21 protein-coding genes and 1 pseudogene are annotated in these 20,761 nt (G+C 73.5%); 15 read left to right on the forward strand and 7 right to left on the reverse strand.

What is annotated here, in order from left to right; translation table 11 throughout:
* The first annotated feature begins 532 nt into the window (after window positions 1–532).
* Together IEZ06_RS07890 and IEZ06_RS07895 are read left to right on the forward strand one after the other, a co-directional pair.
* Window positions 533–2,206 (forward strand): methyl-accepting chemotaxis protein, encoded by a 1,674-nt coding sequence (locus tag IEZ06_RS07890; RefSeq protein ID WP_203871899.1) that lies wholly within the window; start codon window positions 533–535, stop codon window positions 2,204–2,206.
* A gap of 72 nt (window positions 2,207–2,278) precedes the next feature.
* Window positions 2,279–2,599, forward strand: a pseudogene (locus IEZ06_RS07895) (amidohydrolase family protein); the annotation flags it as partial.
* Window positions 2,600–2,650: 51 nt separating this feature from the next.
* Here the strand turns inward: IEZ06_RS07895 and IEZ06_RS07900 are convergent.
* Window positions 2,651–3,619: a CapA family protein gene (locus tag IEZ06_RS07900; RefSeq protein WP_229797871.1), complete on the reverse strand. Its 969-nt coding sequence runs from the start codon at window positions 3,617–3,619 to the stop codon at window positions 2,651–2,653.
* A gap of 194 nt (window positions 3,620–3,813) precedes the next feature.
* Here IEZ06_RS07900 and IEZ06_RS07905 point away from each other — a divergent pair, with 194 nt between their 5' ends.
* Window positions 3,814–4,932 (forward strand): LLM class flavin-dependent oxidoreductase, encoded by a 1,119-nt coding sequence (locus IEZ06_RS07905; RefSeq protein WP_189236120.1) that lies wholly within the window; start codon window positions 3,814–3,816, stop codon window positions 4,930–4,932.
* A 76-nt stretch (window positions 4,933–5,008) separates the two neighbouring features.
* Window positions 5,009–5,638, forward strand: a complete 630-nt coding sequence (locus tag IEZ06_RS07910) for an FMN reductase (RefSeq protein ID WP_189235995.1) — start codon at window positions 5,009–5,011, stop codon at window positions 5,636–5,638.
* Window positions 5,639–5,775: 137 nt separating this feature from the next.
* Here IEZ06_RS07910 and IEZ06_RS07915 read toward each other — a convergent pair whose 3' ends face one another.
* Window positions 5,776–6,378, reverse strand: coding sequence for a phosphoribosylanthranilate isomerase (locus IEZ06_RS07915; protein ID WP_189235996.1), 603 nt, complete (start codon window positions 6,376–6,378; stop codon window positions 5,776–5,778).
* Window positions 6,379–6,571: 193 nt separating this feature from the next.
* On the opposite strand from IEZ06_RS07915, the gene IEZ06_RS07920 reads away from it, so the two are divergent.
* From IEZ06_RS07920 to IEZ06_RS07935, 4 genes are all read left to right on the forward strand, one after another.
* A complete protein-coding gene (locus IEZ06_RS07920) occupies window positions 6,572–6,928 on the forward strand; it encodes an ArsR/SmtB family transcription factor (RefSeq protein ID WP_189235997.1) in 357 nt (118 codons plus the stop codon).
* The gene (locus IEZ06_RS07925; protein ID WP_229797872.1) at window positions 6,925–7,434 is read left to right on the forward strand and encodes an SRPBCC family protein; all 510 of its coding nucleotides are present in this window, start codon (window positions 6,925–6,927) and stop codon (window positions 7,432–7,434) included. The genes IEZ06_RS07920 and IEZ06_RS07925 overlap by 4 nt, the downstream gene beginning before the upstream one ends.
* Window positions 7,431–7,910: a VOC family protein gene (locus IEZ06_RS07930; RefSeq protein WP_229797873.1), complete on the forward strand. Its 480-nt coding sequence runs from the start codon at window positions 7,431–7,433 to the stop codon at window positions 7,908–7,910. Before IEZ06_RS07925 ends, IEZ06_RS07930 begins: the two co-directional genes overlap by 4 nt.
* Window positions 7,911–8,035: 125 nt before the next feature.
* On the forward strand, window positions 8,036–9,007 hold the full coding sequence (locus IEZ06_RS07935) for an adenylate/guanylate cyclase domain-containing protein (RefSeq protein ID WP_189235998.1): 972 nt from the start codon (window positions 8,036–8,038) through the stop codon (window positions 9,005–9,007).
* A 65-nt stretch (window positions 9,008–9,072) separates the two neighbouring features.
* On the opposite strand, the gene IEZ06_RS07940 is transcribed toward IEZ06_RS07935, so the two are convergent.
* The gene (locus IEZ06_RS07940; protein ID WP_189235999.1) at window positions 9,073–10,758 is read right to left on the reverse strand and encodes a penicillin-binding transpeptidase domain-containing protein; all 1,686 of its coding nucleotides are present in this window, start codon (window positions 10,756–10,758) and stop codon (window positions 9,073–9,075) included.
* A 243-nt stretch (window positions 10,759–11,001) separates the two neighbouring features.
* Window positions 11,002–11,316, reverse strand: coding sequence for a class III extradiol ring-cleavage dioxygenase family protein (locus tag IEZ06_RS07945; RefSeq protein ID WP_203871900.1), 315 nt, complete (start codon window positions 11,314–11,316; stop codon window positions 11,002–11,004).
* 220 nt (window positions 11,317–11,536) lie between these two features.
* On the opposite strand from IEZ06_RS07945, the gene IEZ06_RS07950 reads away from it, so the two are divergent.
* The gene (locus tag IEZ06_RS07950) at window positions 11,537–12,298 is read left to right on the forward strand and encodes an SDR family oxidoreductase (RefSeq protein WP_189236000.1); all 762 of its coding nucleotides are present in this window, start codon (window positions 11,537–11,539) and stop codon (window positions 12,296–12,298) included.
* A 90-nt stretch (window positions 12,299–12,388) separates the two neighbouring features.
* The gene (locus IEZ06_RS07955) at window positions 12,389–13,270 is read left to right on the forward strand and encodes a helix-turn-helix transcriptional regulator (RefSeq protein ID WP_189236001.1); all 882 of its coding nucleotides are present in this window, start codon (window positions 12,389–12,391) and stop codon (window positions 13,268–13,270) included.
* Between the two features lie 111 nt (window positions 13,271–13,381).
* Here IEZ06_RS07955 and IEZ06_RS07960 read toward each other — a convergent pair whose 3' ends face one another.
* Genes IEZ06_RS07960 through IEZ06_RS07970 form a run of 3 tightly spaced genes read right to left on the reverse strand, consistent with a single transcriptional unit; the run spans window position 13,382 to window position 16,045 of the window.
* Complete coding sequence (locus IEZ06_RS07960) at window positions 13,382–14,566, reverse strand: acetyl-CoA C-acetyltransferase (protein WP_229797874.1); 1,185 nt, start codon at window positions 14,564–14,566, stop codon at window positions 13,382–13,384.
* Window positions 14,567–14,576: 10 nt separating this feature from the next.
* Window positions 14,577–15,194: a TetR/AcrR family transcriptional regulator gene (locus IEZ06_RS07965; protein ID WP_189236002.1), complete on the reverse strand. Its 618-nt coding sequence runs from the start codon at window positions 15,192–15,194 to the stop codon at window positions 14,577–14,579.
* A gap of 14 nt (window positions 15,195–15,208) precedes the next feature.
* A complete protein-coding gene (locus IEZ06_RS07970) occupies window positions 15,209–16,045 on the reverse strand; it encodes an SDR family oxidoreductase (RefSeq protein WP_189236003.1) in 837 nt (278 codons plus the stop codon).
* Window positions 16,046–16,126: 81 nt separating this feature from the next.
* Between IEZ06_RS07970 and IEZ06_RS07975 the strand changes: the two genes are divergently transcribed.
* The 5 genes from IEZ06_RS07975 (at window position 16,127) to IEZ06_RS07995 (ending at window position 20,711) form a co-directional block, all read left to right on the forward strand.
* Entirely contained in the window at window positions 16,127–17,095 is a 969-nt protein-coding gene (locus IEZ06_RS07975; RefSeq protein WP_189236004.1) for an enoyl-CoA hydratase, read from the forward strand.
* A complete protein-coding gene (locus tag IEZ06_RS07980; protein ID WP_189236005.1) occupies window positions 17,085–18,212 on the forward strand; it encodes an acyl-CoA dehydrogenase family protein in 1,128 nt (375 codons plus the stop codon). The genes IEZ06_RS07975 and IEZ06_RS07980 overlap by 11 nt, the downstream gene beginning before the upstream one ends.
* Window positions 18,209–19,207, forward strand: a complete 999-nt coding sequence (locus IEZ06_RS07985) for an acyl-CoA dehydrogenase family protein (RefSeq protein ID WP_189236006.1) — start codon at window positions 18,209–18,211, stop codon at window positions 19,205–19,207. The genes IEZ06_RS07980 and IEZ06_RS07985 overlap by 4 nt, the downstream gene beginning before the upstream one ends.
* Before the next feature lie 443 nt (window positions 19,208–19,650).
* Window positions 19,651–20,079, forward strand: coding sequence for an SSI family serine proteinase inhibitor (locus tag IEZ06_RS07990; RefSeq protein ID WP_189236007.1), 429 nt, complete (start codon window positions 19,651–19,653; stop codon window positions 20,077–20,079).
* 188 nt (window positions 20,080–20,267) lie between these two features.
* Window positions 20,268–20,711 (forward strand): hypothetical protein, encoded by a 444-nt coding sequence (locus IEZ06_RS07995; RefSeq protein ID WP_189236008.1) that lies wholly within the window; start codon window positions 20,268–20,270, stop codon window positions 20,709–20,711.
* Window positions 20,712–20,761 lie beyond the last annotated feature (50 nt).

Raw genomic sequence — 20,761 nt, forward strand, 5'->3', positions numbered from 1 at the left:
CACGGTCTCCACCATCTCCCAGGGACCGGAGCAAGACAAGATCTCAGAAGAACATCGGCGTCCGCCTCGCCGTCGAAGTTGAGAAGATGCCGTAGGTCCCTTGAGTCCGCCGCTCGTGGCCGTGTACTCCGCTGGTGTGGTGCTGGGACAACGTGCACCTGGTCCGGGAGCCGGACGACTTCGCCGTGGCCGGCGCTGAGTGGCTGCCGGCGTATGCGCCGGAGCCGAACCCGGCTGAAAGGGTCCGGCCGCTGCTGCGCCGGGCGGCGGCCGGCCCCGTCGCCACTCACCGATCTTGACGATCTGGTCTGGATCGTGAAGTGCAGGCCGAAGAAGATCCATTCCGGGCCGCATCCGCCCGACGTGTGCCTCACCGCGACCGGGCTGAGCACCTAGCCATGGTGATCATGCAGACGGACCCTACGGGTTCGATCGGAGTATCACCGAATACCTTCGGCTCCGCGGCTCCCGGCCGATATTCGGAGAGACATCCGAGCCCGGATGGAAACGGCTACGAGCAAGGAGCGCCGACATGTCCGCTAATCGAAGCCGACGAGTGCGGCAGTCGACCATCAATAAGGCGGCCATCGGAACGCTCGTGCTGTTCACCGGCCTGCTGGTGTTCGCGGTGATGCTCGTCAGCTCTGCTGTGACGGAGGAAAAGCTCGCCTACGACCGGCAGGCCCAGTTCAGGACCCTGGGCCTGCAGCTCCAGTCCGCCTCGGACCATCTCACCGACGAGGCACGCATGTACGCGGTCACCACGGACCGCGCGCACCTGGACGACTACTGGAACGAGGTCGACGTCACCAAGACCCGCGACCAGGCCCTGGCCCGGCTCAAGCAGCTCGGTGCGGGCCAGGAGGAGCTCGCGCTCGTCGACGAGGCCAAAGCCAATTCCGACGCGCTGGTGAAGACCGAGTCCCGGTCCCAGCGGCTGGTCCTGGAGGCGTCCGGGACGGCTCCGGCCGACATGCCACCGGCCATCGCGCAGACCGAGCTCGATGCGGCCGACGAGGCGCTCAGCCCGGCACGCAAGCTCGAGGTCGCGCGCACCATCATGTTCGACGCCAAGTACGCCGCCGACAAGGCGGTCATCACCGGCCCGATGGACGAATTCCAGAAACTGCTGAACGACCGCTCGGCACAGGCCGTCGAAGACGCCAACAGCACGACCGACGCCTCGATCCGGCTGCTGATCGGGCTCGCCGTGCTGCTGCCCGTCGCGATGGGCGCGGTCCTGTTCCTGCTGCAGACGAAGGTCGGCGGCGTCGTCGTCGCCTACACCGCCTCCCTGCGTACGCGTGACCACGACGATCTGACCTTCCAGCTCACCCCCGCAGGCACCCAGGAGCTGTCCGCGCTGGCCGATGCGTTCAACGACGAACTGACGCGCAAACTCGACCTGGTCCGCACGATCGCAGGCAGCGCCGACACGCTGGCCTCGTCCTCACAGGAACTGTCGGCCACCAGCGAGCTGGTGGCCGGCAGCGCCGACCAGGCGAGCGGCCGGGCCGCCGTCGTCAGCAGTACGGCTGAGCAGGTGGCGCACAACGTGCAGACCGTCGCCGCAGCCGCCGAGCAGATGGGCATGTCCATCCGGGAGATCTCACAGAACGCCAACGAGGCCGCCCGGGTCGTCGGCGACGCCGTCGAAATCGCCGAATCGACCAACCGCACCATGACCAAGCTGGGCGAGTCGTCGCGGGAAATCGGTGAAGTCATCAAGGTCATCACCTCGATCGCCGAGCAGACGAACCTGCTGGCGCTGAATGCCACCATCGAGGCCGCCCGCGCCGGCGACGCCGGCAAGGGCTTCGCGGTCGTCGCCGGCGAGGTCAAGGACCTGGCCCAGGAGACCGCCAGGGCCACCGAGAACATCGCCGGCCGGATCGCGACCCTTCAGAGCGACAGCCAAGGTTCCGTCGAGGCGATCGCACAGATCACCGACGTGATCAGCAAGATCAACGATTACCAGACGACCATCGCCAGCGCGGTCGAGGAGCAGACCGCCACGACCGGCGAGATCAACCGCAGCGTCACCGACGCCGCGACCGGCACGAGCGACATCGCGGCCAACATCGCCGGAGTGGCCGAGGCCGCCCAGAATGCGGCCGGCGGTATCGACGAAGCCAAGCGCGCCACGGCCGAACTGGCCCGGATGGGCGGTGAGCTGCAGTCTCTGATCGGACACTACCGGTACTGAGCCTGTAGCACCTGGGCTTGGGCGGCAACGCATCGGCAGGGAGCTCGACCCGCACGGCGCGGTGCACTACACCACCCGCGCCTGCGGCTGGTGGTCGCGCACATGGGCATGCCGGAGCACGCCGAGTTCCTGGACCTCGCCCAACGGTACGAAGGCGTGTTCCTGGACACCACGATGGCCTTCACCGCCTTCAGCGAGGCGCTGGCGCCGTTCCCCCGGGTCGAGCTGCCGCGCCCGGCGGACCTCGGAGACCGGGTCCTGCTCGGCACCGGCTTCCCGAACATCCCCTGTCCCTACGCCGAGGCCCTGCGGGGCCTGGCCGGCCTCGGACTCGGGGACGACCGGCTGCGCGCCGTCTGCCACGACGACGCGGCCCGCCTGTTCGGGGTCTGAGCAGGCCGCCGGTGCGGTGCCCCCGGATACGGCGCCCCGGTGCCGGACCACTCAGCGGAGGTCCAGGACGAGCAGGCCCAGGTCGTTGCGGAGGCCGGAGCCCAGGGCCGCGCAGGCGGCGGTGAACCGGTCCCTGATCCACTCCCGGTCCCCGCCGCGGGCCGGGCCGGTGCGGCCGTACTCCAGTCTGAGCGGCACCGCGCGCAGCCGTACCGGTCCCCGTCCGTCCAGGGTGACCAGGAAGAGCAGGCCCAGGTCGTTGCGGAGGCCGGGGTCGGCGTAGTAGTCGTCGACGAAGTCGCCGAGGTCGTACAGGACGGGCGGGGCGACGCCGTGGAACAGGTGCGCCGAGTGGCCCGCGACCAGGTCCGCCCCCGCGGCGACCAGCGTCCCGGCCGCGGAGCGCACGTACGGCAGGGGTGCCGTGGTCATGTTGGGTCCCCAGTGCGGGGTGACCAGCAGGAGGTCGGCGCGCTCGCGCAGCGCGCCGATCCGGTCGGTCAGCCAGGACGGGACGCCGCACGGCAGGTCGGCGTAGGCGACCCCGGGGGCGTCCGGGCGCGCGGCGAAGTCGTCCGGGTGGTCGGTGACGCCGAGCACGCCGATCCGCAGGCCGCCCGCCGCCAGGACCGCGCCCGCCCTGGCCTCCTCCTCCGTCACCCCGGCCCCCACCGTCCGGATCCCGGCCCGGTCCAGGTGGCCGAGGGTGTCCAGCAGCGCGGTGCGCCCGTAGTCGAGCGCGTGGTTGTTGGCCAGCGTGACGCATCCGGCCCCGAGCCCGGCGAGCAGCTCCGCGGCCCGCGGCGGGGCCCGGAAGTGGAACGGCTTGCCGGGCGCGTCCCAGGGCTCGCCCCGCGCGGAGACACAGCACTCCAGGTTGAGCACGACCAGGTCGGCCGCGGCGAGGTGCGCGCGGATCTCGCCGGACAGGTGGTCCGCGGGCCCGGCCAGCAGCTCGCCGACACCGCGACCGAGCATGGTGTCCCCCGCCAGGGCGAGGGTGGCGGTCACGGAGGTCATAGAGGTCATAGAGGTCACGGAGGTCACGGAGGTCACGGTCCCTCCCGGTCGAGGGCTCCCTCCGCCCCTACCCGTCTCCACCGGGACGATTCCGTTGAGCCTGTCCGGGCGGACGGCGGCCGGAGGGAATACGCTCTCGTTCTGCAGCGCTGAGGAAAGTTGAAAGTTCAACGAGATGGAGGACGGTGAGCACGATGCAGTTCGGGATCTTCACCGTAGGCGACGTCACCACGGACCCGACCACGGGCCGGACGCCGAGCGAGCACGAGCGGATCAAGGCCATGGTGGCCATAGCACTCAAGGCGGAGGAGGTCGGCCTGGACGTCTTCGCCACCGGCGAGCACCACAACCCGCCCTTCGTGCCGTCGTCGCCGACGACCATGCTCGGCTACATCGCCGCCCGGACCGAACGGCTCATCCTCTCCACGGCCACGACCCTGATCACGACCAACGACCCGGTCAAGATCGCCGAAGACTACGCCATGCTGCAGCACCTGGCCGACGGGCGCGTCGACCTGATGATGGGCCGCGGCAACACCGGGCCGGTCTACCCCTGGTTCGGGCAGGACATCCGGCAGGGCATCCCGCTGGCCGTCGAGAACTACGCGCTGCTGCACAGGCTCTGGCGCGAGGACGTGGTGGACTGGCAGGGGCGTTTCCGCACCGCCCTGCAGGGCTTCACCTCGACCCCCCGGCCGCTCGACGGGGTCCCGCCGTTCGTCTGGCACGGCTCGATCCGCAGCCCGGAGATCGCCGAGCAGGCGGCCTACTACGGCGACGGGTTCTTCGCCAACAACATCTTCTGGCCGAAGGAGCACTTCATCCGGCTGATCGGCCTCTACCGGGAGCGCTTCGCCCACTACGGCCACGGCACCCCGGAGCAGGCGATCGTCGGGCTCGGCGGCCAGGTGTTCATGCGGAAGAACTCCCAGGACGCGGTACGGGAGTTCCGCCCCTACTTCGACAACGCCCCGGTGTACGGCCACGGCCCGTCGCTGGAGGAGTTCACGGCCGAGACCCCGCTCACCGTGGGCAGCCCGCAGCAGGTGATCGACCGGACGCTGACCTTCCGCGAGTCCTTCGGCGACTACCAGCGCCAGCTGTTCCTGATGGACCACGCCGGCCTGCCACTGAAGACCGTGCTGGAGCAGCTCGACATCCTCGGCGAGGAGGTCGTGCCGGTGCTCCGCAGGGAGTTCGCCGCCCGCCGTCCCGCCGGCGTGCCGGACGGCCCCACCCACGCGGCCCTGGTCGCCCGCCGTACCGCCGGAGCCGCCGGGGAGGCCCCCGTCCCCACCGGCCCCGCCGCCTGATCCGCCGTACCGCCGGGGAGACCACCGGCCCCGCCGCCTGATCCGCCCTCCCGCACGCACCGCACTGGAGAACCCGATGGAAACCCTGAAGATCGTGGCCGTCTCGGCCGGTCTCGGCCGGCCCTCGTCGACGCGGCTGCTGGCCGACCGGCTGGCCGGGGCGGTCCGCGCCCGGCTGGCCGGGGAGCGGGCGGTGGAGGTGCGCGTGGTGGAACTGCGCGACCTGGCCGTCGACATCGCCAACAACCTGGTGACCGGGTTCCCCGGCGCCGCGCTGCGCGAGGCGGTCGAGGCGGTGGCGGGGGCGGACGGCCTCATCGCCGTGACGCCGATCTTCACCGCCTCCTACAGCGGGCTCTTCAAGTCGTTCTTCGACGTGATCGAGAACACCGCGCTCACCGGCAAGCCCGTGCTCGTCGCGGCGACCGGCGGTACGGCGCGCCACTCGCTCGCCCTGGAGCACGCGCTCCGCCCGCTCTTCGCCTACCTGCGCGCGGTCGTCGTCCCCACCGCGGTCTACGCCGCGTCCGAGGACTGGGGCTCGGCCGGGGACGCGGGCGCCGACGGCCTGGCCGCCCGGATCGACCGCGCCGCGGAGGAGCTGGCCGCCCTGGTGGCGGGCCGGTCCGCCCCCGCCCCGCAGCCCTCCGACCCCTTCGACGCCGTCGTCCCCTTCGAGCAGCAGCTCGCGGCGTTGCGCCCCTGACCCGGAGCCGCGCGGCAGGGCCCCGGTCCGCCGCCGGCGCGGGACGACGCGGCCGGCGCGGCGCTCCCGCCCGACCGGCCCGCGGACCCCGCGTCCCGGCCCCGCCGGGGCCGGGACGGCCGGGGCCGGGACGGCCGCTACGCCGGCTCAGTCCCGCCGCGAGCGGCGGCGACGAACTCCCGGATGAGCCCGGCGTCCTTCACGCCGGGCGCGGTCTCCACCCCGCTCGACACGTCGACCCCCCACGGGCGCGCCTCGGCGATCGCGCGGGCCACGTTAGACGGGTCGAGGCCTCCGGCCAGCATCCAGCGGCCCTCCGGGCGCCCGCGCACCGCGGCCCAGTCCCACGGCTCGCCCGAGCCCGGCCGGGGCGCGTCGACGATCAGCAGATCCTCGTCGAAGGCGCCGCAGCGCAGGTCCGCGCCCGCCGCTCCCGCGCGCACCAGCGTGAGGCCGAGGTCCTTCAGGGCGGTGAAGTCCCCGTGCGGGTGGTCGCCGTGCAGCTGGACGGCGCGCACCCCGGACTCCAGCGCGGCCGCCCGCACCTCCTCCGGCGCCTCTCCGGCGAACACCGCCACGGTCAGGACGTGCGCGGGCACCGCCGCGGCCAGCTCCCGCGCCTGCTCCGGGGTGATCCGCCGGGGACTGCGGGTGAGGACGAAGCCGATCGCGTCCGCGCCCGCCTCGACCGCCGCGGCCACATGCCCGGGCTCTCGCAGCCCGCAGATCTTCACGTACACGCTGTGCACCCTAAGGCCTGTCCGGTGAATCCACACGCATGAGGCCGCCGCGGCACCGGGTCGCGGTCATCGTTCGCCGGCGGCGCCTCATCCGCCGGCCGGCGGGCCGGCGGGCGCGAGCCCGTGGTCCTTGACAGGCCGCGATCCAGCACGGTAGAAAACCATCTGGTTATAGAACCGGAAGGTAATCAATATGGCTGCCGACGTTCTCGACGCGACGTTCGCCGCGCTGGCCGACCCGACCCGGCGAGCGATCCTCGCCCGGCTGATGGAGGGCGAGGCCACGGTGACCGAGCTGGCCGCGCCGTTCGCGATGAGCCAGCCGGGCATCTCCAAGCACCTGCGGGTGCTGGAGCGCGCCGGGCTGGTCTCCCGGGGGCGCGACGCGCAGCGCAGGCCCTGCCGGCTGGAGGCCGCCCCGCTCAAGGACGCCGTCGACTGGCTGGCGGGCTACCGCTCCTACTGGGAGGAGAGCTACCAGCGGCTGGACGCCCTGCTCGGCGAGCTCGACCACGACGGACCGGACGCCGCAGAGCAGGGGACCCCGTGACCCCGCGGCAGGCGCAGGGCGGAGGCCTGACGGTGCGGGCGCTGCCCGGCGCCGGCCTCATGCTCACCAGGACCTTCACCGCTCCCCGCCGGCTCGTCTTCGACGCCTTCACCCGGCCCGAGCTGCTCCGGCGGTGGCACGGCGCGCGCGGCTGGCACCTCGTCGTCTGCGAGGTCGACCTGCGTCCGGGCGGCGCCTGGCGCTTCGTCTCGCGCGGCCCGGACGGCGCCGAGATGGGCCTCGGCGGGGTGTTCCACGAGATCGACGCGCCCGGCCGGCTGGTCCAGAGCGAGGTCCACGACGGCTGGGAGGAAGGCGAAGCCCTCGTCACGACCGTCTTCGACGAGCGGGACGGCCGGACCGCGATGACCACCACGGCGCGCTACCCCTCGCGGAAGGTCCGCGACAGCGTGCTCCGCACCCCCATGGAACGCGGCGCGGGCGAGGCGTACGACCGTCTCGCCGGGATGCTCACCGAGATGACCCTGAAAGGCGGACCACGATGACCGACACCCGACCCACTCCGGCCCGGCCCACGCAGACCGAGATCCCGGCCGACGTCGCCGACGTCCCGGTGGACCCCGCCGCGCCGCCGGTCCGCCCCGGCATGTTCCTCCTCGAACTCGTCCCGGTGCCCGTCACCGACATCGACCGGGCCAAGGCCTTCTACGCCGACCGCCTCGGTTTCCAGGTGGACGTCGACGTGCGGCCTGCGGACGGGGTCCGCGTCGTCCAGCTCACCCCGCCGGGCTCGGCCTGCTCGATCACCCTGACCGAGGGCATCGAGTCCCTCGACATGCCGGCCGGCACGCTGCGCGGCCTGCACCTGGTGGTGAGCGACATCGAGAAGGCCCGCGCGGAGCTCATCGGGCGCGGCGCGGACGTGGAGCCGGTCGAGGACCTGGGCGGCGTCTACTATGCCCGTTTCGCCGACCCGGACGGCAACACCTGGACGCTCCAGCACATGCCCTGGCGCGTCTGACGGCTCCGACACGGTGATCAGCCGGCGGGGCGCCCCGGTCCTGGCATCCGGCAGCATGCAGGATGTATGTTGCGATTCCCCCCACGGGGCCAGGACGAGCAGGGTTGACCACGGTCGAGGATCCGTTGACGGACGAACTGGCGGGCGCGTTCCTCCGGCAGCACCGCCGCTACACGAGCCACCAGGTGGCCGCGATGGCCGGCGTGCCGATGTACCGCGCGCGGCGGTTCTGGCGCGCCTTCGGCTTCGCCAACGTCCCGGACGACGCGGTGGAGTTCACCGACTCCGACGTCGAGGCGCTCCGGACGCTGGTCGGCCTGGTGCGCGACGGGACCTACGACGAGGAGCACGCGCTCCTGGTGACCCGGTCGCTGGGCAGGGCCACCGCCCGGCTGGCCGAGTCGCAGGCCGTACTCGGGGCCGAGGTCCTCGACCAGGCCGGCGTCCCGCTCGGCGAGCGCGCATCCGCCTGGCGGACGCGGGCGGACCGGGTGGTGCCGGACCTGGAGCAGCTGCTGGTCTACGCCTGGCGGCGGCAGCTGGCCGCCGCGGCGGGCCGCGTCGTGGACCAGGAGACGAGCACCGTACGGCTGGCCGTGGGCTTCGCCGACCTGGTCGGGTTCACCCGGCTGAGCCGCCAGATCACCGAGACGGAGCTGGCCCGCCTGGTCGAACGCTTCGAGAGCCGGTCGGCCGACGTGGTCGCCTCCTCGGAGGGCCGGGTGGTGAAGACGCTCGGCGACTCGGTGCTGTTCGTCGCCGACACCTCCGCCGCGGCGGCCGAGATCGCCCTGCGGCTCGTGGAGGTCCACGCCCGGACCAGGGGCGTACCGGCCCTGCGGGTGGGACTGGCCGTCGGCCAGGTGATCGGCCGCATGGGCGACGTGTTCGGCACCACGGTCAACCTGGCCAGCAGGCTCACCGCGCTCGCCCCCGCCGACGCCGTTCTCGCCGGGCCCGCGGTGGCCGAGGAGCTGGAGGGCGACGCCTCCTTCGAGCTGCGGCCGGTGAGCCCGCTCACCGTGCGGGGAATGGGCGAGCTGGTCCCGTACATCATCGCCAGGGGCCGACCCGCTTCCCGCGCCCCGGCCGGGTGACCCCCTTCCCCGGAACGGAACGCACCCGGGGCCGGACGACGGAGCCGTCCGCCGGCGGCGCCGCTTCAGAGAGCGTGGAGGAAACGGGCGGCGATCGGGGCCGCCACGGCGGCGCCGCTCCCGCCGTTCCGGACGAGCACCGCGAAGGCCAGATCGCCCCGGTAGCCGATGAACCAGGCGTGGGAGCGCATCCCGGTGACCTCCGCGGTGCCGGTCTTGCCCGCCGTGTCCGGGGGCAGCCCCGCCTGGGCGGCCGTGCCCCGGGTGACCGCGGCGCTCATCATCGCCCGCAGGCCGGCCGCCACGCCCTCGTCCAGCGGCACGGGGGCGGGCGCGTCGGCGGGCGGCTGCTCGGTGGTGATCGCCGGCCTCCAGGTGCCGCTCGCGACCGCGGCGGCGACCTCGGCCATGCACAGCGGGCTGGCCAGCACCGAGTGCTGGCCGATGGCGTCGGCCCCGAGGTCGTCCGCGGTGGCGGCCTCCTGGATGCGGCAGGTGCTCGCACCCGGCTTCTCACGGAAGCCGAAGCGGTCGGCGGCCTCGGCCCGGAGCCCGCCGCCGCGGAGCCGCTCGCGGGCCTGCTGGGCGAAGGTGGTGTTGCAGGAGAGCGCGAAGGCCGTGGCCAGGGGCACGGTGCCGTGGTCGGCACCGCCGTCGTTGTCGAAGCTCCGGCCGTTCGGGATGGTGTAGGTCGCCGGGCAGGGGACCGGGGAGTCCGGGGTCAGGCCGGTGCGCAGCAGCGCCGCGGCGGTCACCGCCTTGAACGTCGAGCCGGGCGGGTAGAGGCCCGCGAACGCCCCCCTGGCGCCCAGCGTGTCCGCCACCGCGCGCACCTGGCCGGTCGGCACGTCCACGGCCACGATCGCGGCGGGCTGCCCGACGCCGTCCAGGGCGCGGGCGGCGGCGGCCTGCACTGCCTGGGAGATCGTGGTCCGCGTGCCCGGCACCTCGGGGGCGCGGGCGGCCAGCAGCACCCGGCCCGAGGGCTTCTCCACCAGTTCCACGTCGACCGCCGTGCCGTCCAGTCCGGTGTAGTGGTCGCCCGCCCTGCTGTCGCGGGGGAACGGCAGGCCCTCGCGGGTGAGCGTGGCGGGCCGGGGCACCGGGGTCTCCCTGCGGCGCAGGGTCCCGCCGCCGCCGAGCGCGGGGTGCAGGGTCTCCGGCGACCAGAGCACCTTCCAGGAGCCGTCCCGCCGCGCCAGGCGCAGGACCGACGAGAACTCCCACCGGCCCAGCCCCGCGACCTCCCGCGCCCCGGTGAAGGGCACCTCGGCGGTGTCCCCGCCGCCGGACGGGGTGCCGGGGGTCAGGGAGACCGACGTGACCCGCAGGTCGGCGCTGAACCTGCGGTGCCGCTCGGCGAAGTCGGAGGGCGGGCCGGCGACCAGGCCCGCCATGGCGGCCAGGTCGCCGGCCCGCCAGGCGTCGAAGTACCTCGCCGCGACCGGTCCGGGTCCGTCCGGCGGCGCGGGCGCGGGCGTCGGCGGCGCGGGCGTCGGGGGCACGGGCGCGGGTGTCGGGGGAAGCGCGGAGGGCCCGGGGGTGAGAACGGCGGACGGGGCGGGCTCGGCGTCCGGGACGGGTGACAGCTCCATGACCCGGGGGCGCGCGGGGCCGGGCCGGGACCGCTCGGCCGCGCCCCCGCCGTCCCCGGTGTCCGCCCCCGCCACCAGCGCGTACAGGCCGAACAGAGTGATCGCGATCGCCACGGCGATCAACGCGAGGAACCGCCGGTCCCGTATCGCGTCCATCTTCCCCGTTCTCCATTGACATGCGTCAAGGAGAAGATCATAGAGCGGCGGATAATCGAGAGCCATGCTTTTATCGGATTATCCCGCTTTTCATATGAAATAGAACGACATTCCGCGCCCACGGAACGCCCACCGGTCGCCGCGGCTCGGGATCGCGTGTGCGCACGACCGTCCGCCTGCGGCGACGCCGGTCGCATCGCCGTCCCTGGCAACGGCCGCCGACGAGGCCGGCGAGGCCACCGGTCACATGTTGGAGGCGTCGGGCGGCACGTCACCGGGCAGGGGCGGCGCCGGTGCGGTGCCGCCGTCGGCACCGGGGCAGCTCAGGTCGAGTGTGTAGGCGGTCATGGACAGCGAGCCGTAGGCGTAGCCGTCGATGAGCACCTCGGTGGCGCCGCCGTCGGCGCCGGCCAGGCCCGCCAGGTAGAGCAGCGGCAGGAAGTGGTCGGGGGTGGGCACGGCCCGGCCGAAGTCGCGGTGGCCGTCGAGGGCGGCGGCGGAGGCCGGATCGGCGAGCATCGTCCCCTTGGCGTGCCGTACGGCTCGTGGTGGGGCCAACCTAACCCGGACGCCGCCGACGACCGGGCAGACATGCTTCAGGTCCGGGCCAAGGCAGCCCGTACGCCTCCCGACCGACCCAGGGTGGTACCGGCTCTCCCAGGGAACGGCAGGCACTGGTCGGCCGTCCCTGCCGGGCGCAGAGTGGTCGGCATCCGCCTACCGCACCGGCCCGCCGGGGTGCCGGAACCGGCCCGCACAGCAGACCTGGGAGAACCCCATGAGCTATCCCTCACTCACCACCCGCACCGCCGTCGTGACCGGAGCGGCCAGCGGCATGGGAGCAGCCACCGCTCGCCTGCTCGCCGAGGGCGGCGCCCGCGTCGCCCTGCTCGCCCGGCGCACCGACCGGCTGGACGCGCTGGCCGCTGAACTCACCGCCGCCGGAGGCCAGGCCCTCGCCGTCACCGCCGACATCACCGACCAGTCCTCCGTCGACGCTGCGGTCAAGGCCGTCCACGATGCCTACGGCCTGGTCGACCTGGTGGTCAACAACGCCGGCGTGATGCTGCCCAACCCCCTCACCGAGGGCCGGCTCGACGAATGGACCCGCATGATCGACACCAACCTCACCGGCGCTCTGCGCGTCATCCGAGCGTTCACCCCCGACCTCGCCGCGGCCGCCGCCGATGGCCGCACCGCCGACCTGGTCAACGTCTCCTCCATCGCCTCTCACGTCCTCTTCCCCGACTACGCCGTGTACGGGGCCACCAAGGCCGCCCTCACCCAGCTGTCCGCCGCACTGCGCACCGAGCTGGGCCCACGCGACGTCCGGGTCAGTACCATCGAGCCGGGCCTGACCGACACCGAACTCGGTGGGCACATCGACAACGCGGAACTGCGCGGGCAGCTCGACGGGATGTTCACCGCGATCCCAGCCCTCACCGCCGAAGACATCGCCGACCTCATCGCGTACACCGTCAGCCGTCGCCGGCACGTCAATCTGCGCCAGTCGATCGTCCTGCCGACCCGCCAGGCCTGACATCCCCGCTCCGGGTCGCAGGCCGGCGGCGTGCTGCCTGGCACCGGCAGGGCCAGGCAGCACACCGCCGCGATCGGCCACAATCGTCGTATGAGCACCGCGACCAGTCTGAGCGACTTCCTCCGGAACCGCCGCGCCCGCCTGCACCCGCAGGACGTGGACCTACCGGATTTCGGCGGGACGCGCCGTGTCGCGGGCCTGCGCCGCGAGGAGATCGCCGAGCTCGCCGGCATGAGCGTCGACTACTACACCCGGATGGAACAGGGCCGCGTGTCCAACCCCTCGGACGCCGTGCTCGACGCCCTCGCCCGCGCACTGCGGCTGAACGACGACGAGACCCGCCACCTGCACCACCTGGCCCGACCGCGGCGCACCGCCCGTTCAGCGCGCCAACACCGGATCCGCCGGCAGAGCGCGCGGCCGATGCTCCGGCGGCTGCTGGAGGAGTTGAAGGATGTACCGGCGGTGGTGATGGGCCGGCGCATGGACATCCTGGCCTGGAACCCGGCGGCGTGCGCCCTTTTCGGCGACTACGCCGCCGTGGACCCGGCCGAGCGCAACATCGCCCGGATCACCTTCCTCGACCCGGCGTCCCGGGAGCTGTACGCGGACTGGTCCTCCTGCGCCCGCGAGAACGTGGCCTACCTCCATCTGGAGGCAGGACGGAATCACTCCACCGACCCGCAGTTGGCACACCTGATCGGGGAGCTGTCGATGAGGAGCGAGGACTTCCGCCGCCTGTGGGCGGAACATCCGGTCCAGGACAAGACCTCGGGCATCAAGAGGTTCCACCACCCGTTGGTCGGCGACCTGGAACTGACCTACGAAACCCTGCGCGCCGCCGACGACCCCGACCAGGCGCTGATCACGTACGCGGCCCAGCCGGGCACCTCGTCCCACGACTCCCTCCGCATGCTGCTCGCATGGACCGCCCCCGCAGCCACCGGATCCCATCAACCGGCCGACTCCTGAACAAGATCGCAAGACGGCGTCCACGGGAGTCGGACCGGGTAAGCGCCATGGACGCGACCTGCAGGTCAGAGGGCATGGGGGATTCAGCGGATGCCCGTACCGGACGCCCGCTCAGAGACGCTCGATGACGGTGACGTTGGCCTGGCCGCCGCCCTCGCACATGGTCTGCAGGCCGTACCGGCCGCCGGTGCGCTCCAGCTCGTGCAGGAGCGTGGTCATCAGCCGGGCGCCGGTGGCCCCGAGCGGATGGCCGAGCGCGATCGCGCCGCCGTTCGGGTTGACCCGCGCCGGGTCGGCGCCCGTCTCCTTCAGCCAGGCCAGCACGACCGGGGCGAACGCCTCGTTGATCTCCACCACGTCGACGTCGCCGATCGCCATGCCCGCCTTCTTCAGCGCGTACGCCGTGGCGGGGATCGGCGCCGAGAGCATCCGGACCGGGTCCTCGCCGCGCGCGGAGAGGTGGTGCACGCGGGCGCGGGGACGCAGCCCGTGGACGCGCACCGCCTCCTCGGAGGCGATCAGCAGGGCCGCGGCGCCGTCGGAGACCTGCGAGGCCAGCGCCGCGGTCAGCCGGCCGCCCTCCACCAGGGTCCGCAGCCCGGCCATCCTCTCGGGCGAGGTGTCGCGGCGCGGCCCCTCGTCGTGCTCGACGCCCTCCAGCGGCGCGCTCTCCCGGGTGAAGCGCCCCTCGTCGATCGCCCGGACCGCCCGCCGGTGCGACTCGCAGGCGAAGGCCTCCATCTCCTCGCGGGAGATGCCCCAGTGCTCGGCGATCATCTCGGCCCCGCGGAACTGGGAGACCTCCTGCCCGCCGTACCGGGCCCGCCAGCCCTTCGACCCGGTGAAGGGCGTGTCGAAGCCGAGCGCCTGCCCGGCGGTCATCGCGTAGCCGATGGGAACCTGCGACATGCTCTGCACGCCGCCGGCGACCACCAGATCGGCGGTGCCGGAGAGCACGGCCTGCGCGGCGAAGTGCACCGCCTGCTGCGAGGAGCCGCACTGCCGGTCTACCGTGACGCCGGGCACCTCCTCGGGCAGCCCGGCCGCCAGCCAGCAGGTGCGGGCGACGTCCCCGGCCTGCGGGCCGACCGTGTCCACGCACCCGAATACCACGTCCTCCACCGCGGCCGGGTCGACCCCGGAGCGCTCCATCAGCGCGGTCAGCGCGTGGGCGCCCAGGTCGGCGGGGTGCACCCCCGACAGGCCGCCGCCGCGCCGCCCCACGGGGGTGCGGACCGCCTCGACGATGTACGCCTCCGTCCGGGGGGCCGTTCCGGGGGTCGTCCGAATGGCCACGGTGAACTCCTCAGGTCTCCAGGATCCCTTCCAGGACCATCACGATGTACTGCCGGGCGATCTCGTCCGCGCTCAGCGGGCCGTCGCTGCGGTACCAGCTCGCGGCCACCCAGACGGTGTCGCGGATGAAGCGGTAGATCAGGCCGGTGTCGAGGTCGGCGCGGAACTCCCCGTCGAGGACGCCCCGGTCCAGCACCGAGAGCCACATCTCGCGGAAGCGCCGCATGGAGTCGAGCAGGTAGGAGAAGCGCGGGCTCGCCGCCAGGTGCCTGGACTCGTTCTGGTAGATCATGACCGCCGGGCGGTACAGGTCGATCATCCGGAACGACTCGGCGATCAGCTGGTGGAAGGTCTCGCGCGCACCGAGCCCCGAGGCGGTGATGCGGTCGTAGGACGCCCACATGTCGGTCAGGAACGTCGAGAGGATCTCGTCGACCATCGACTCCTTGGAGTCGAAGTGGTAGTAGAGGCTGCCGCCGAGTATGCCCGCCGCGTCCGCCACCTCGCGGACCGTGGTGGCGGAGTATCCCCGGGACGCGAACACCTCCGCGGCCGTGGCGAGCAGCTCGGCCCGCCGCCCGGCGCGGGCGGTGGCGGCGCTCTCGGAGTCTCGGCGTCGTGGGCTCATGGGAGACGGACCTCTCAGGGGTGCTGGCTGGAGACGGAGACGACCTCTCCGGTCAGGTAGGAGGAGTAGTCGCTCGCGAGGAAGACGATAACGTTGGCGACCTCCCAGGGCTCCGCCGCGCGCCCGAGCGCCTCCCTGGCGGTGAGCTCGGCCAGCAGCTCCTCGGTGGTCACCCTGACCAGGTTCGCGTGCATGGCCAGCGAGGGCGCCACCGCGTTGACCCGCACGCCGTACGGCGCGGCCTCGACGGCCGCGCACCTGGTCAGCGCCATGACCCCGGCCTTGGCCGCCGCGTAGTGGGCCTGGCCCTCCTGCGCGCGCCAGCCGACCACGGAGGCGTTGTTCACGACCACGCCGCGGCCCCGCGGCTGCATGAGCGCCAGCGCGGCGCGGGTGCAGCGCATGGTCCCGGTCAGGGTCACGTCGAGCACGCGGTTCCACTGCTCGTCGGTCATCTCGACGAGCCTGGCCGTGCCGCCGAGCCCGGCGTTGTTGACCAGCACGTCCACCGGCCCGAGGCGCTCCTCGGCGGCCGCGAACAGGGCGCGCACCTGTTCCTCGGAGGTCACGTCGCACGGCACGGCGGTCACCGCCCCGGCTCCGAACTCCTTCTCCAGCTCGGCCAGGGTCTCGGCCAGCCGCCGCTCGTGGGCGTCGCTCACCACCACCCGGGCGCCCTCCTCCAGCAGGCGGCGGGCGCAGGCGCCGCCGATGCCGGTGCCCGCGGCGGCGGTCACCACCGCGACCCGGCCGCGCAGCAGGCCGTGCCCCCGGACGTACGGCGGCGCCCCGGGAGGCTGCGGAGATTGCGGGAACTCCGGCCCTCCCGGCGGCGTCGGTGACGGCTTCACCGCTGCGGACCCCTCTCCTCGTCAGGCTTCACGTGATTTACTCTACCAAACAGTTGTTAGAAAAACGGAAGGGTCCCCCCGATGACCGTGGTCCGCTACGAGCGGCGCGGACCCGTGGCGGTGGTCACCATGAACCGCCCGGAGTACCGCAACGCGCAGAACTCCGCGATGACCTACGCCCTCGACGAGGCCTTCTACCGGGCCGCCGCCGACGACGAGGTCAAGGTGGCCGTGCTGGCCGGGGAGGGCCCCCACTTCTCCGCCGGGCACGACATCGGCAGCCCCGGCCGCGACGCGCACGCCTCCTTCGAGCGCAGGGCCGGCCTGTGGTGGGACCACGTCGGCAAACAGGGCGCCGAGAGCCGCTTCGCCCGCGAGTCCGAGGTCTACCTCGGCATGTGCCGCCGCTGGCGGGAGATCCCCAAGCCGATGATCGCGATGGTGCAGGGCGCGTGCGTCGCGGGCGGGCTCATGCTCGCCTGGGTCTGCGACCTGATCGTCGCCTCCGACGACGCGTTCTTCGCCGACCCGGTGGTGCGCATGGGGATCCCCGGCGTGGAGTACTTCGCCCACCCCTGGACGATGCCGCCGCGCGTCGCCAAGGAGCTGCTGTTCACCGGTGACCGCATGACGGCCGGACGGGCCCACGAGGTGGGCATGGTCAACCGGGTCGTGCCCCGCGAGCGGCTGGCGGAGGAGACCTTCGCGCTGGCCGGACGGATCGCGGCCATGCCGCGCCTGGGCCTGGCGCTGGCCAAGAAGGCCGTCAACCAGGCCGAGGACCTGCAGGGCATGCACGCCGGGATGGACTCGGTCTTCGGCCTGCACCACCTCGCCCACGCGCACAACGCCGAGACCTCGGCCGACGCCCTGGCCGGCATGGACCCCGGGAGCATGAAGGCCGCCGCAGGCGGGTCCGACCCCGGCGGCGCGGCGGCCGCCACCGGGACCGGCGGCGGGATCGGTGGCGGGACCGGGACCGGGACCGCTCAGGCGGTCACCGGCGGGTCCGGCTCCGCGAGTGCGGAGGCGGCCGCCGATGGATCTTGACCTGTCGTCCGCCGAGCCGTTCCGCGCCGAGGTCCGCGACTGGCTCCGCGCCCACGTGCCCGCCGCCCCCCTGCCCTCGCTGGAGACCGCGGAGGGCTTCGCCGCGCACCGCGTCTGGGAGCGCGAGCTGTACGACGCGCGCCTGTCGGTCGTCTCCTGGCCCGCCCGGTACGGCGGGCGGGACGCGAGCCCGCTGGAGTGGCTGGTCTTCGAGGAGGAGTACCACGCCGCCGGGGCGCCCGGCCGGGTCGGCCAGAACGGCGTCAGCCTGCTCGCCCCGACGCTCTTCGCGCACGGCACCCCCGAGCAGCGGGAGCGGATCCTGCCGCCGATGGCCTCCGGCGAGGTCGTCTGGGCCCAGGCCTGGTCCGAGCCGGAGTCGGGCAGCGACCTGGCCTCGCTGCGCGCCACCGCGACCCGGGTGGACGGCGGCTGGCGGCTGAACGGCCAGAAGACGTGGAGCTCGCGCGCGGCCTTCGCCGACCGGGGCTTCGGCCCGTTCCGCTCCGATCCGCGGGCCGAGCGGCACCGCGGCCTCACCTACCTGATGTTCTCCCTGGACGCCGAGGGCCTCACCCGCCGCCCGATCGGCCGCCTGGACGGCAGGCCCGCCTTCGCCGAGCTCTTCTTCGACGACGTGTTCGTGCCGGACGCCGACGTGGTCGGCGCGCCGGGCGAGGGCTGGCGGGTGGCGATGTCCACCGCCGGCGACGAGCGCGGGCTCACCCTGCGCAGCCCCGGCCGGTTCACGGCCGCCGCCGACCGGCTGGTCGCGCTCTGGCGCGAGCGCGCCGACCCCGCCGACGGCGCGCTGCGCGACCGGGTGGCCGACGCCTGGATCAGGGCCCGCGCCTACCGGCTGAAGGGCTTCGAGACCGTCTCCCGCACCGACGGGGCCGGGGCCGAGTCGAGCGTCAACAAGGTCTTCTGGTCGGAGCTGGACCTGGCGCTGCACGAGACCGCGCTCGACCTGCTGGGCCCCGACGGCGAACTGGCGGGCGAGTGGCTGGAGGGCTACGTCTTCTCCCTGGCCGGGCCGATCTACGCCGGGACCAACGAGATCCAGCGCAACGTCATCGCCGAGCGCGTGCTCGGCCTGCCCAGGGGGCCGCGGTGAAGTTCGTCCTCGACGCCGGACAGCGGTTGTTCGGCGAGACCCTGCACAGGCTGCTGGCCGGGGCGGACACCCCGGCCGTGATCCGCGCCCGCGCCTGGGGGGACCCGGAACCCTGCCGGGCCCTGTGGCGCTCGCTCGCCGGGGCCGGGGTCCTGGCACCGGCGGTGCCCGAGGCCGCGGGCGGAGCGGGGCCGCTCCCGGTGGAACTGGTGACCGCCTTCCACGAGCTGGGGCGGCACGCCGCACCCGGGCCGCTGGCCGAGACCGCCGCCGCCGCCGAACTCCTGGCACGGCTCGGCCGCTCCCCCGGCGACGGGCTCGCGGCGGAGTGGCTGCCGCGCATCGCGGAGGGCGCGGCCGCCGTCTCGCTGGTCCTGCCGCCGGCCGTGCCGTACGCGCTGGACGCCGACCTCGCCGACGCGGTCTGGCTGGTGGACGGCGACCGGCTCTGCGAGGCCGTCCCGGGAGCGGTGCGGTCCTCGCTGGATCCCGCCCGGCGGCTCTCCCCGGTCACGGCGGGCACCGTACTGGCCTCCGGTCCGGCGGTGCGCGCGGCGGCGGAGGCCGCCTGCGACCTGGGCACGCTGGCCTGCGCCGCCCAGCTGGTCGGACTGGGTCGCCGCCTGCTGGAGGCCACCGTGGAGTACGCCGGGGCCCGGCACCAGTTCGGGCAGCCGATCGGCGCCTTCCAGGCGGTCAAGCACCGCCTGGCCGACACCCTGGTCGGCCTGGAGTACGCCCGCCCGCTGGTGTACGGCGCGGCGCTGGCCTACGGCTCGCCGGACTTCCCGCGCGACGTGTCGGCCGCCAAGGCTGCGGCCTCGGAGGCCGCCTACGCGGCGGCCCGGACCGCCCTGCAGGTGCACGGCGCGGTCGGCTACACCGACGAGTACGACCTCGGCCTCTGGATCCGCCGGGCCCGCGCCCTGCACACCGCCTGGGGCTCCCCCGCCGACCACCGCGCCCGTGTCGTCACGGCTCTGACGGGCGCCTGACCCCCGGCCGACGAGGCCGGGCGGTCGTCCGGGCGCACGCGCCCGCAGCGGAATGTGACCCATATCACTTTCTTGGAAAAACGCGGCGAAGAAAGTCCGCCGTGGAAATCCGTCGCTTCGGATTACCACATTCACGTGGAGACGCGACCTGGGCCGCGGCGTCGCCGACGGGGGTGGCCGCGTGCGGATGCCGTATTCGGGGACCGGGCACGCCGGCCGCTGAGGAAGCGCTTTCTGATTGAAATATCAATCAGCTGTCCGGATGCGGACACGCATCGGTTTGCCCGAGAGATATTCCCGTCCTAACATCTCATCGCGAAAGGATCCCCTGCCTACCGGCATCGGATTTCCAATCCTTCCTCCGAAGGACGGGCGGTGATTAACCCCTTCGCCGCCCGCCGTACCGGAAACCGCAACCGCGGTACAACCAGATGGAGGCATCGATGAGCATCAGCCGATTCACCGGCGGTCGTGCGGCCCGGCTCGCGCTGGTCGCCGCCGCGGCCCTGACGCCGCTGCTGTGGACCCCGCCCGCCGCCGCCGCCCCCTCCGGGCCGAGCGCTCCGGGCGGGTCGTACGTCCTGACCGTGCAGCCCGAGCTCGGATCGTCCCCGGTCAGGACGGTGACGCTGACGTGCGGTCCCGACGGAGGCACGCACGCCTACGCCGCGGCGGCCTGCGACCAGCTCCGCCGCGCCGCCGGCAGGGTGGAGCGCATCCCCGAGGACCCCGGCATGTGCACGCGGGAGTACGCCCCCGTCCGCGTCACCGCCACCGGCGTCTGGAACGGCCGGCACCGGCACTTCACGCAGACCTATTCGAACCGCTGCACGGCGGTGCGCGCCACCGGCGGCGCCCTCTTCGCCTTCTGAGCCGCGGTTCTCCGCCCTCCGGCCAGACGGCCGCCCGGGGATAACGGCGGCGCCCACCGGCGTTCACGCCGTCCGCGCGCCGGCCCATGCCCGCGCGCGGACGGCGCGCGCCTTTTCGCCGCCATTCCCCGGCATAGATCGAAAATCGTCGACGGTAAAATAGATGCGATATTCGAAGGGAAGTCTTCATGATGAGGAAACTGTTCTTCGCGGTGGTGCTGGCAGTGGCGACGGCCGGTTCCACGACGGCCTGGGCCGAGGTCCCGGCTCCGTCCGCGACCGGCTCCGCGCGGATCGCCTTCCACAAGTCGGGCGGTTTCGCCGGGATCGACCAGGCGATCACGATCACCCGGGACGGCGCGGCCCGGGTCCGCGGCACCGCGAGGAGCGCGGAGTTCCGGCTGACCGACGATGAGTTCCGCTCCCTGCGCCGCGAGCTCGACGCGGTCTCGACGTGGCGCTCCTCCTCCGCGGGCTGCGACATCGCCGACCACTTCACCTACACGCTGAGCCACCGCGGCCGGCAGGCCACCCGTTGCCACGAGGTGCCCGCCGACTGGCGGCCCGCGATCGCCCGCCTGGAGGGCCTGATCGACCGCGCGCTCGCGGGCCGGGCGGTGCCGCGCGGCTGAGGCGGCCGCGAAGGCACGGCCTGACCCGTCGGGGGCCCGCAGGCCGCGCA

Origin of the sequence: Planomonospora antibiotica, from assembly GCF_014647955.1 — a bacterium.
Taxonomy (GTDB): Bacteria; Actinomycetota; Actinomycetes; order Streptosporangiales; family Streptosporangiaceae; genus Planomonospora; species Planomonospora parontospora.

Coding starts and splice junctions, on each gene's coding strand:
- IEZ06_RS07890 (WP_203871899.1), top strand. CDS start 533: ATGTCCGCTAATCGAAGCCGACGAGTGCGGCAGTCGACCATCAATAAG.
- IEZ06_RS07910 (WP_189235995.1), top strand. CDS start 5,009: ATGGAAACCCTGAAGATCGTGGCCGTCTCGGCCGGTCTCGGCCGGCCC.
- IEZ06_RS07975 (WP_189236004.1), top strand. CDS start 16,127: ATGACCGTGGTCCGCTACGAGCGGCGCGGACCCGTGGCGGTGGTCACC.
- IEZ06_RS07955 (WP_189236001.1), top strand. CDS start 12,389: ATGAGCACCGCGACCAGTCTGAGCGACTTCCTCCGGAACCGCCGCGCC.
- IEZ06_RS07900 (WP_229797871.1), bottom strand. CDS start 3,619: ATGACCTCCGTGACCGCCACCCTCGCCCTGGCGGGGGACACCATGCTC.
- IEZ06_RS07930 (WP_229797873.1), top strand. CDS start 7,431: ATGACCGACACCCGACCCACTCCGGCCCGGCCCACGCAGACCGAGATC.
- IEZ06_RS07950 (WP_189236000.1), top strand. CDS start 11,537: ATGAGCTATCCCTCACTCACCACCCGCACCGCCGTCGTGACCGGAGCG.
- IEZ06_RS07940 (WP_189235999.1), bottom strand. CDS start 10,758: ATGGACGCGATACGGGACCGGCGGTTCCTCGCGTTGATCGCCGTGGCG.
- IEZ06_RS07990 (WP_189236007.1), top strand. CDS start 19,651: ATGAGCATCAGCCGATTCACCGGCGGTCGTGCGGCCCGGCTCGCGCTG.
- IEZ06_RS07995 (WP_189236008.1), top strand. CDS start 20,268: ATGATGAGGAAACTGTTCTTCGCGGTGGTGCTGGCAGTGGCGACGGCC.
- IEZ06_RS07905 (WP_189236120.1), top strand. CDS start 3,814: ATGCAGTTCGGGATCTTCACCGTAGGCGACGTCACCACGGACCCGACC.
- IEZ06_RS07980 (WP_189236005.1), top strand. CDS start 17,085: ATGGATCTTGACCTGTCGTCCGCCGAGCCGTTCCGCGCCGAGGTCCGC.
- IEZ06_RS07920 (WP_189235997.1), top strand. CDS start 6,572: ATGGCTGCCGACGTTCTCGACGCGACGTTCGCCGCGCTGGCCGACCCG.
- IEZ06_RS07965 (WP_189236002.1), bottom strand. CDS start 15,194: ATGAGCCCACGACGCCGAGACTCCGAGAGCGCCGCCACCGCCCGCGCC.